This window comes from Bradyrhizobium uaiense (genome assembly GCF_010811875.1).
Taxonomy (GTDB): Bacteria; Pseudomonadota; Alphaproteobacteria; order Rhizobiales; family Xanthobacteraceae; genus Bradyrhizobium; species Bradyrhizobium uaiense.
On the sequence record NZ_VKHP01000323.1, the window covers coordinates 1 to 9,430 of the forward strand.

Genomic DNA, 9,430 nt, shown 5'->3' on the forward strand with positions numbered 1-9,430 from the left:
CGGCGCCACCACGCTGTTGAAATCCAACGTCACGCTGGAAGACGATTCCCTGGTGCTGACCTTCAAGGCCAAGGGCGGCAAGGCCGTGCGCAAGGAATGCGACGCGGCCAAGCTGGTGCGCGCGATCGGCATTCTGCGCGACGTCCCGGGCAAACGCATGTTCCAGTACTACGACCGGTCCGGTGTCGTGCGCGCCGCCTCGACCACCGCGGTGAATGCGTTCCTGCGCGAGCTCGCCGGCATCAAGATCTCGCTGAAGGACTTCCGCACCCTGATGGCGTCGGCCGTCGTCGTGGAATCGCTGTCGCGGATCACGCCGGCCGCCAGCGAGCGCGGCCGCAAGCGCCAGGTGCTGGATGCGATCCGCGCTGCTGCCGACCAGCTGTCGAACACGCCGGCGATCTGCCGCAAGAGCTACGTCCACGACACCATCGTCACCGCCTTCGAGGACGGCATCCTCGAACGCTTCGCCGCGACGATGGGCGGCTATCGCACCCAGTCCAAGCGCGAGCAATTGCTGGCGCAGGTGGTGATGGCGGCCGGGGCGTAGGCTCCGCCGCATCCTCTATCGTCGTCCCGGCGAAGGCCGGGACCCATTACCCCAAATCTCGATTGCTGAGACGAGCTGCGGCCACAGCGCGCTCAAACAATGCTCACCTGTGGTTATGGGTCCCGGCCTTCGCCGGGACGACGGCAGAGTTGGTCGGAACGCTACAGCCCGCCCATCTTGCAGACGTATTTCCATTCCTCAGGGGTGACCGGCTGCACCGAGAGCCGCGAATATTTCACCAGCGCCATGTCGGCGAGCTTCTTGTCGGCCTTGATCGCGGCCATCGTCACCGGCGTCTTCAGCGGCTTGTCGGCCTTGATGTCGACGCAGACGAACTTGCCGGTCTTGTCGGTCGGATCGGGATAGGCTTCCTTGACGATCTCGGCGATGCCGACGATCTCCTTGCCCTCGTTGGAATGATAGAAGAACGCCTTGTCGCCCTTCTTCATGTTGACGAGATTCTGCCGCGCCGTGAAGTTGCGCACGCCGGTCCAGGCTTCGCCCTTCGCGCCCTTGGCGACCTGCTGGTCCCACGACCAGACCGACGGTTCGGATTTCACCAGCCAGTAATTCATCGCGACTCACCCCGTTCCTGAACGTCGATTGCGCGGCAATCTACAGGCAGCCGGATGCCCGCGACAAGCGCGGGCATCCCTCCCTGATCGCAACGCTCACTGCTTCAGATATCGATCGAAGAATTTGGCGATGTCGGTGAACGCCTCTTTCGTCTCGGGCGCATCGACGTTCATCTGGTACTGGGCGTGCGACTGTCCCTCATAGACATTGAGATCGGCGATCACGCCGGCGCGCCGCAATTTGCGATGCGTGCGAACCGTGTTGCTGAGGAACAGGTCGCGCGTGCCCGATGTCAGGATGGTCGGCGGAAAGCCCTTGAAGTCACCATAGATCGGCGAGATGTAGGGGTTCTTGAGGCTGGTCCCGTTTGCGTAAAGCCTGGCCGCGCGGCCGAGCCATCCGTCCCAGGTCACCAGCACATTGTCGACCCACTCGTTGCTCGCGTAGCTGTCGCCGATCTTGTCGATGTCGGCCCATGGCGTGCCCGGCGCGATGGCAGCCGGCAGTGGCAGCTTCTCGTCCCTGGCCCGCAACACCATTGCGAGCGTCATTGCGCCGCCGGTGGAGGTGCCGAAGATCGCCAGCCGGTGGCGCTCGTGCGACTTCAGGACCTCCTTCCAGACCGCCATCGCATCGTCCATCGCGGCCGGATACGGGAAGTCCGGCGGCATCCGGTAGTCGACCGAGATGACCTTGAAGCCGCCGAAGCCGGCCATCATGATGGCTTCCGGCAATGCCGCCTCGCCGGGGCCGAACACGTAGCCGCCGCCGTGCACATGGATCAGCAGGCGCCGACGGTTCTCGAGGGTGATCTTGTTCGGCGTCACGATGTAGCAGTGCACGCCGGCGATTTTTGTTTCCTCGACCTTGACGCCGAGCTTCGCCTTCATCGCCGGAATACCTGCGATGGCCTGCTTGGCGCGGCGATCGATCAGCTCCTTCCATTCCGCAGGGGTTTTCGGGTCGGCGTTGAAATGCGGCGGATAGGGCGTGCCGATCATTGCCTGCATCTCGGGAGAGACGTCAGTGGTTGGATTGCCGATCGATTTGAGCGGCGCGACCCGCTTGCCGTTGTCGGCGTTGGCAGCCGCCTCGATCCTGGCGAGGTCGTCGTAGGAGGCGGCGATTTGGGCGTGGGCTGTGGTGAACGAGGCGGCGAGGGCGGCTACAAGACTGATTGAAGGGAGGCTGATCGAAAGGAGGACGCGATGCGATTGACGCATAAGTTTTTTCCTTGGGATCCGTTTTTCGATTGTTCGACCGGGATCCGACGGTTCACCGGCCACGCTAGTACGGCACGCGCGGATCGTGAAGCTCCGCCTCGCGCGCCGGTGGTGCTCGGTACTGCGCCCTTGAATGGTCGCCTCGGCAGGCGTCGATTGTTCTGAAATCTGGAATGATCTCTGCCGGAATCTGGCAATTGTCCCGGGACGCTTTTCCTGTGATCGAGTGGCGCCTCGTCTTGCAGGAGATCACATGCTTCTGAACCGTCGGACTTTCACCGCCCTGACCGCAGCGTCGGTCACTGCGGCGGCAGTGTTGCCGCACCGGGCGCGTACCGCAGATCATCAGTCATTCAAGGCGGTCGCCTTCGACGGCTTTCCGATCATCGATCCACGTCCGGTGTTCGCGCGCGTGGAGGAGATGTTTCCGGGCAAGGGTGCCGAGCTGAGCGCCACCTGGCGCACGCGGCAGTTCGAGTACGGCTGGCTCAGGACCCTCGGCGGCCGCTACTCCGACTTCTGGCGCGTCACCGAGGACGCGCTGGTCTTCGCGGCCAAGGTAATGAAGATCGAGCTGTCATCGGAGCAGCGCGACCGCCTGATGCAGACCTATCTGGAGCTCAAGGCGTGGCCCGATGTCCTGCCTGCACTCAGGCGGCTCCGCGAGGCCGGCGTGCGCATGGCATTCCTTTCGAATCTCACCGCACCGATGCTCGAAGCTGTGGTCAAGAATTCCGGGCTGGAGGGACTGTTCGAGGCTCACCTCTCGACCGACAAGGTTCAGGCCTTCAAGCCCGACGCCCGCGCCTATCAGATGGGTCTCGATGCGTTCGGGCTACGCAGAGAGGAGATCGTCTTTGCTGCGTTCGCGGGTTGGGATGTCGCCGGGGCGAAGTGGTTCGGCTATCCAACCTTCTGGGTCAATCGCGCCCATGCGACTGTCGAGGAGCTTGGCGTCGTGCCCGACGGCGTGGGACCAGGATTGAGCGATCTCGCGGACTTCGTCGGCGCGTGACGCGTGTTACTCGGCCTTGAATGGCCGCGTCAGCAGGCCTTCGATCGCCGCATCGATCGTCAGCCGGTCGCTCAGGATCGCGGCAACCGCGTTCGACACCGGCATATCGACCTTTTGCGCGGCGGCGAGCTCGCACAGCACCGGCGCGGTGAACGCGCCCTCGGCGAGCTTGCCGACCGGTGCGGCTTCGCCGCGCCCGAGCGCGAGGCCGAGCGCGAAATTGCGCGATTGCGCGGTCGAGCAGCTCAGCAGCAGATCGCCCAGCCCCGACAGGCCGGAAAGCGTTTCGGTGCGTGCACCACAGGCACGGCCCAACCGTGCAAGCTCGCTGAAGCCGCGCGTGGTCAGCGCAGCGAGCGCGGAGGCGCCGAGATTCCTGCCGACGACGATGCCGGCGGCGATCGCCAGCACGTTCTTGGCCGCGCCGCCGATCTCGACGCCACGCACGTCTGACGTGTGATAGGGCCGGAAGGTCGCCGAGCCGAGTGCCTGCACGAGCGCGCGTGCGAGCGCTTCGTCCTTTGCGGCCAGCGTCACCGCGGTCGGCAATCCGCGCGCGACGTCGTCGGCGAAGCTCGGTCCCGACAGGATCGCCGGCACGGCGCGCGGTGCGGCTTCCGCGATCACCTCGGTCATGAATTTGTGCGTGCCGTGCTCGATACCCTTGGCGCAGGCGATGACGGGCGTCTCGGGTGCAAGGTGCGGCGCAAGGTGCCCGACCGCCGCGCGCAGATGCTGTGCCGGCGTCACCGCGAGGATGATGTCCGCGCGCGCAGCCGCTGCGATATCAGACGTGACCGCGATGCCGGAATGAAGCTGGACACCGGCCAGCCGCGGATTGACCCGCGTCGCCTGGATCTGCGCGGCATGTTCGGCATTGCGCGCATACAGCGTCACCGTGCGGCCGGCGCGCGCCGCGACCTCGGCCAATGCCGTGCCCCAGGCGCCGGCACCGATCACGCTGACTGACATGTGCGCCGGCATCAGGCGGGCCTGCTTTCGCTCCCTCTCCCCGCTCTTGCGGGGAGAGGGTTGGGGTGAGGGGCTCTATCCGCGAGCGAGAAGAGTGTTGAGACCTGTACCCCCTCACCCGGATTGCTGCGCAATCCGACCTCTCCCCGCAAGCGGGGCGAGGTGAAACGGTATCTGCGGCGCACGTCGTCAAACACGACTCAATATCCGGCGCGGCTGTTGGCGTGGCCGGCCGGCGCCTTGGCGTTGGCGTCGAGCAGCCAGCGCGCGCGCGGCGGCGCTTCCATCGTGTCGGTGAGGCCAAGCGCCATTCGCTCGGCGCCGGCCCAGGCGATCATCGCGCCATTGTCGGTGCAGAGCGCCGGCGGCGGGATGATCAGCGTGGTCTGCGCCTTCGCCGCGACATCCTGCAGCGCGCTGCGGATGGCATGGTTGGCGGCAACGCCGCCGGCCGCGACCAGCGCCCGCGGCGTGCCGAATCGCTCCTCGAACAACCTCAAGCCGACGGTCAGCCGATCCGCCGTCGCTTCCAGCACCGCGGCCTGGAAGCTTGCGCAGAGATCGCTGATGTCCTGCGGCTCGAGCGGCTCCAGCCGGCTCGCCTCGTTGCGCACCGCGGTCTTCAGTCCCGACAGCGAGAAGTTCGCATCGGGGCGGCCGAGCATCGGGCGCGGAAACGCAAACCGCGTCGGGTCGCCGCCGGCCGCCGCGCGCTCGACCTCCGGTCCGCCGGGATAGGGCAGCGACAGCATCTTCGCCACCTTGTCGAACGCCTCGCCCATCGCGTCGTCGACCGTGGTGCCCAGCCGTACATATTCGCCGACGCCGACCACGGCGACGATCTGGGTGTGGCCGCCCGAGGCCAGGAACAGGCAATAGGGAAACGCCAGCGCGCAGGTCAGCCGCGGCGTCAGCGCGTGCGCCTCGAGATGGTTCACCGCGATCAGCGGCGTATCGTGCACCATCGCGATTGCCTTCGCGGTGGTGAGACCGACGATCACACCACCGATCAGGCCGGGTCCGGCGGCCGCCGCGACCGCCGACAATTGCTGGTAGCCGATACCGGCCTCCTTCATGGCGGCGGCGACGATCCCGTCGAGCAGGTCGACATGGGCGCGCGCCGCGATCTCCGGCACCACGCCGCCAAAGCGGGCGTGCTCGTCGGTCTGCGAGCGCACGACGTTGGAGAGGATCCTTGCCTGCCCGTCAGCCCGGCGTTCGACCACGGCTGCTGCGGTTTCATCGCAGGTGGTCTCGATCCCCAACACCAGCATCGGTGGTTCGTGTTCCAATTTCGGCCCTTGTGCTACCAGCATGATCCGGACAGGCCGAAACCGGTTTCCGGCAAGATCATGCTCATCAAAATGTGCCCTCCGGGGTAGCATTGCGAGGTCTTAAAGTGCAATCGGTCGGCAAGGCCCGATTTCCAGGGTCCAATTGATAGGGCTGGAGGCCTGACCCGTGACCATCCTTGTCACACGACCGCATCCGGACAATGACGCGACGCTCGCGACGCTGCGCCAACGCGGCTTTGACGCCCTCGCAGCACCCGTGCTCCGCTTCGAGCCGTTGCCGTTCCATGACGACGATGCGGATTATGACGCGGTCGTCCTGACCAGCGCCAATGCCCTCCGCGCGCTCGATCTCGGCGCCAGCCGACTGGTGCGGCTGCCGCTGTTCGCGGTCGGCACGCACACCGCCGATGCCGCGCGCGCCGCAGGCTTCGACAAGGTGATGGTGGCCAAAGGCAATGCGGTAAGCTTGCGCGATCTCGTGCTTGCGCGGGTCAAGGCCGGCGAACTGGAGGCCTCGGCGACGCTGCTCTATCTCGCGGGCGCCGACCTGTCGCGCGATCTCGCCGGCGAACTCACCGAAAACGGCCTGACCGTCGTCACCCACACCACTTACCGGATGGCGCCGGTGGCCGCCCTTCCAAGGGAGGTCAGCGACGCCTTCATGGCCAACCGGATCACGGCGGTGCTGCATTATTCCCGCCGCAGTGCGCAGGCGTTCCTGGACGCGGTGCGGGCCGACGGCCTGGAGATTTCGGCGCTCGCTCTGCCGCAATGCTGCATCTCGCCGGCGGTCGCCTCCGTGCTTCATGACGCCGGCGCGACCAAGGTGGTGGCGGCGGCGCGCCCGGACGAAAATGCCCTGCTGGAGGCGCTCGACCGCACCCTGGGGCCGTGACCGGAATTAATTCTTTCGTCTGACCATGATGTTAGGCAATGCTCGGATTTTCGGATCGTGCTCTAAGAACTCGGGCCGATTCTGGTAGAGTATGCGGCCAGTAGTTTTGAGGACCCTCGCGATGGCTGAAGAAAGGCCCGACGACCCAGGACCTTCGCCGGATTCCCGGCCCAAGCGCGCGCCGCCGACCATCGATCTTCAGGCGACCGAGATATCCAGCGAGCCGCCAACGGCCGGGACGACCGAGGAAGCCGTCAAGGATACCGGCAAGGAAGCCGGGACGGTGTCTGCGGACGCGGCCACGCCCGAGGCGGAGCCCCAAGGCGACCCTGCACCCCAGAAGGAGCCGCAGCCCGAGACCGCCGCCATGGCGCCGGAATCCGCGCCCGCACGACCGGTGTCGCCCTGGGTGGTGGCGCCGGTATCGGGCGCGGTCGCCGCGGCGCTGGTGATCGGGGTCGGCTGGGTGCTTGGCTGGCCTGCGGTGCAGCCGGCGTCCGCGCCGCAGCCCAATGCCGCCGCTGTCGACGAACTCGGTACGCGTGTCGGCGCGCTGGAGTCGAAAGTCGCCAAGCCGGTCGCGGCGGCCGCCGATCCCGCGGCAACGGCGCGGCTGGAGGCGCTCGACAAATCGATCGCTGCGCTCCGCACCGAGCTCGCAGCAACACGGGCGCAATCGGACAAGCTTGCCGCTGCCGTCAATGACGCGAAGGCCGCGCCGCGCGATGGCGCGGCTGCGCCCGACATCTCCGGCATCACCGCGCGCATCGACAAGGTCGAGGGTGCGGTGAAGGCGCAGGGCGCCGCGATCGCCAGGCAGGACAGCAAGATCGCCGACACCAAGGCCGAGGCGAAGGCGGACGATGTGCCGTTGCGCCGCGTCGTTGCGGCATCGCTGCTCGATGGCGCGGTTCGTCATGGCGATCCCTATGCCACCGCGCTCGAGGCCGCGAAGGCGCTCTCGGACGATGCCGCGGTGTTGAAGCCGCTGGAGACGTTTGCGACGTCAGGCGTACCGAGCCCGAACGCACTGTGCCGCGAGTTGATCGAGATCGTACCGCAACTCGCGCCGCCGCCGGAAGCCGCGGCGGCCAGCGCCGGGCTGGTCGATCGTCTGCAGGCCGGTGCCTCCAAGCTGATCCGCATCGAGCGGTCCGATGGCACCGGGACCGATCGCAGCAGCATCGTCGCGCGCGTGACATCGGCCGCCGTGCATAATGATCTCGCATTGACCGAGCGCGAACTGAAGTCGCTGCCGCCGGCGGATCGCACCGCCGCGCAAGCCTGGCTCGCCAAGGTGGACGCGCGCCGCGCCGCGCTCGACGCGTCGCGTAAATTTGCCGACAACGCCATGGCGGCGCTCGCCACGGTCAATCAATAGACTCTTGCAATAGGTTCTTGATGATCCGGATCATTCTGTTCCTGCTGCTGATCGCGCTCGCTGCAGCGGGTGCGGCCTGGTTGGCCGATCAGCCCGGCGATCTCGTGCTGAATTGGGGCGGCTTGCGGCTGACGTCGAAGCAGCCGATGTACCTGCTCGGACTCGTCATCGTCATTGCGATGGTCGCGGGCGTGATCCTGCGCGGGTTGTGGAAGATCCCGGGCCACATCCGCCGCGGCAGGCGCGAGCGGCGCCATGCGCGCGGCCGTCACGCCATCACGCAAGGCCTGCTTGCGATCGGGCACGGCGATTCCGCAGGCGCCCGCGCGCATGCCGAAGTGGCGCGGCGCCACGCCGGAGGCGATCCGCTGGCGCTGCTGCTGCACGCGCAATCGGCGCAGCTCGACGGCGATCGCGACGGCGCGCAGCGTGCCTTCCGCGCCATGGCAGAGCGCGCCGACACGCGGCTGCTCGGCCTGCGCGGCCTGTTCATCGAGGCGCAGCGTGCCGACGATCCGGTGGCGGCGGTGATGATCGCCGAGGAAGCGCTGAAAATGTCGCCGTCGTCGTCATGGGCCTCGCATGCGGTGCTCGGCTTCTGCTGCGCCAAGGGCGATTGGGCCGGTGCGTTGTCGATCATCGACAACAACCAGACCGCCGGACTGATCGACAAGGCGACCTATCGGCGACAACGCGGCGTGCTGCTGACGGCGCGTGCGCTGGAGTTCGAGACCATCGATCGCGACCTGTCGCGCTCCAGCGCGATGGAGGCGCTCAAGCTGGCGCCGACGCTGATCCCGGCTGCCGTGCTCGCCGCCAAATTCGAAAGCGAAGCGCACCAGGTGCGTCGCGCGATGCGCATCGTCGAGACCGCGTGGCTGGCGCAGCCGCATCCCGATCTTGCGGATGCTTACTCGCATGTGCGGCTCGGCGATTCCGCGCGCCAGCGCCTGGTGCGCGTCGAGACGCTGGCGGCAAAAACGCCGGGCCATATCGAAGGCGCGCTGGCGATCGCGCGCGCCGCGATCGACGCGGCAGAGTTCGCCAAGGCGCGTGCGGCGCTGGAGCCGTTCATTGCGGCGCCGACGCAGCGCGTCGCGCTGTTGATGGCGGAGATCGAGCGCACCGAGCATGGCGACAGCGGCCGGGCGCGGGCCTGGACCTTGCGCGCGGTGCGCGCGCTGCACGATCCGGTGTGGACCGCCGACGGCTATGTCTCGGACCGCTGGCGTCCCGTGTCGCCGGTCAGCGGCCGCCTCGACGCCTTCCAGTGGCAGACGCCGGTCGCGGCGCTGCCGTCCGACAAGGGCCATGCCATCGAGCCCTCGCCGTTCGAGGAGGCGATGCTGGCGCCGCGCCGGGTCGCGCCGCCAAAGGAAGCGGCCAGCGAGCCGGAGGCGCCCAAGCCGCCGGAGGCAGCCAAGTCGGTTGAGCCGGTCGAGGTGAAGCCGGTCGAGATCAAGCCCGCGGAGCCCGCCCCGCCGACCGCCCAGGATAACGCCCTGGTACCGGCGGCCATCGAG

Annotated in this window: 8 protein-coding genes and 1 pseudogene; 5 read left to right on the forward strand and 4 right to left on the reverse strand. The window is 67.3% G+C overall.

The features are described from left to right. Positions 1 to 550, forward strand: a pseudogene (locus FNJ47_RS42015) (DNA topoisomerase IB); the annotation flags it as partial. A gap of 161 nt (positions 551 to 711) precedes the next feature. Here the strand turns inward: FNJ47_RS42015 and FNJ47_RS42020 are convergent. Together FNJ47_RS42020 and FNJ47_RS42025 are read right to left on the reverse strand one after the other, a co-directional pair. After that, positions 712 to 1,125: an EVE domain-containing protein gene (locus tag FNJ47_RS42020; RefSeq protein WP_163162153.1), complete on the reverse strand. Its 414-nt coding sequence runs from the start codon at positions 1,123 to 1,125 to the stop codon at positions 712 to 714. 96 nt (positions 1,126 to 1,221) lie between these two features. Continuing rightward, a complete protein-coding gene (locus tag FNJ47_RS42025) occupies positions 1,222 to 2,349 on the reverse strand; it encodes an alpha/beta hydrolase (RefSeq protein WP_163162155.1) in 1,128 nt (375 codons plus the stop codon). A 253-nt stretch (positions 2,350 to 2,602) separates the two neighbouring features. Here FNJ47_RS42025 and FNJ47_RS42030 point away from each other — a divergent pair, with 253 nt between their 5' ends. Then, on the forward strand, positions 2,603 to 3,364 hold the full coding sequence (locus FNJ47_RS42030; RefSeq protein ID WP_163162157.1) for a haloacid dehalogenase type II: 762 nt from the start codon (positions 2,603 to 2,605) through the stop codon (positions 3,362 to 3,364). Positions 3,365 to 3,370: 6 nt separating this feature from the next. On the opposite strand, the gene FNJ47_RS42035 is transcribed toward FNJ47_RS42030, so the two are convergent. Together FNJ47_RS42035 and tsaD are read right to left on the reverse strand one after the other, a co-directional pair. Then, on the reverse strand, positions 3,371 to 4,348 hold the full coding sequence (locus tag FNJ47_RS42035) for an NAD(P)H-dependent glycerol-3-phosphate dehydrogenase (RefSeq protein WP_163162159.1): 978 nt from the start codon (positions 4,346 to 4,348) through the stop codon (positions 3,371 to 3,373). Between the two features lie 188 nt (positions 4,349 to 4,536). Continuing rightward, positions 4,537 to 5,610 (reverse strand): tRNA (adenosine(37)-N6)-threonylcarbamoyltransferase complex transferase subunit TsaD, encoded by a 1,074-nt coding sequence (gene tsaD, locus FNJ47_RS42040; protein WP_163162161.1) that lies wholly within the window; start codon positions 5,608 to 5,610, stop codon positions 4,537 to 4,539. 187 nt (positions 5,611 to 5,797) lie between these two features. On the opposite strand from tsaD, the gene FNJ47_RS42045 reads away from it, so the two are divergent. The 3 genes from FNJ47_RS42045 to FNJ47_RS42055 form a co-directional block, all read left to right on the forward strand. Then, positions 5,798 to 6,526 carry a uroporphyrinogen-III synthase gene (locus FNJ47_RS42045; RefSeq protein ID WP_163162163.1) on the forward strand — a complete coding sequence of 243 codons (729 nt, stop codon included), beginning with the start codon at positions 5,798 to 5,800 and terminating at the stop codon, positions 6,524 to 6,526. A 121-nt stretch (positions 6,527 to 6,647) separates the two neighbouring features. Beyond that, complete coding sequence (locus FNJ47_RS42050; RefSeq protein ID WP_163162165.1) at positions 6,648 to 7,907, forward strand: COG4223 family protein; 1,260 nt, start codon at positions 6,648 to 6,650, stop codon at positions 7,905 to 7,907. 20 nt (positions 7,908 to 7,927) lie between these two features. After that, a partial coding sequence (locus FNJ47_RS42055) for a heme biosynthesis HemY N-terminal domain-containing protein (RefSeq protein ID WP_236000455.1) occupies positions 7,928 to 9,430 on the forward strand: 1,503 nt, incomplete at its 3' end.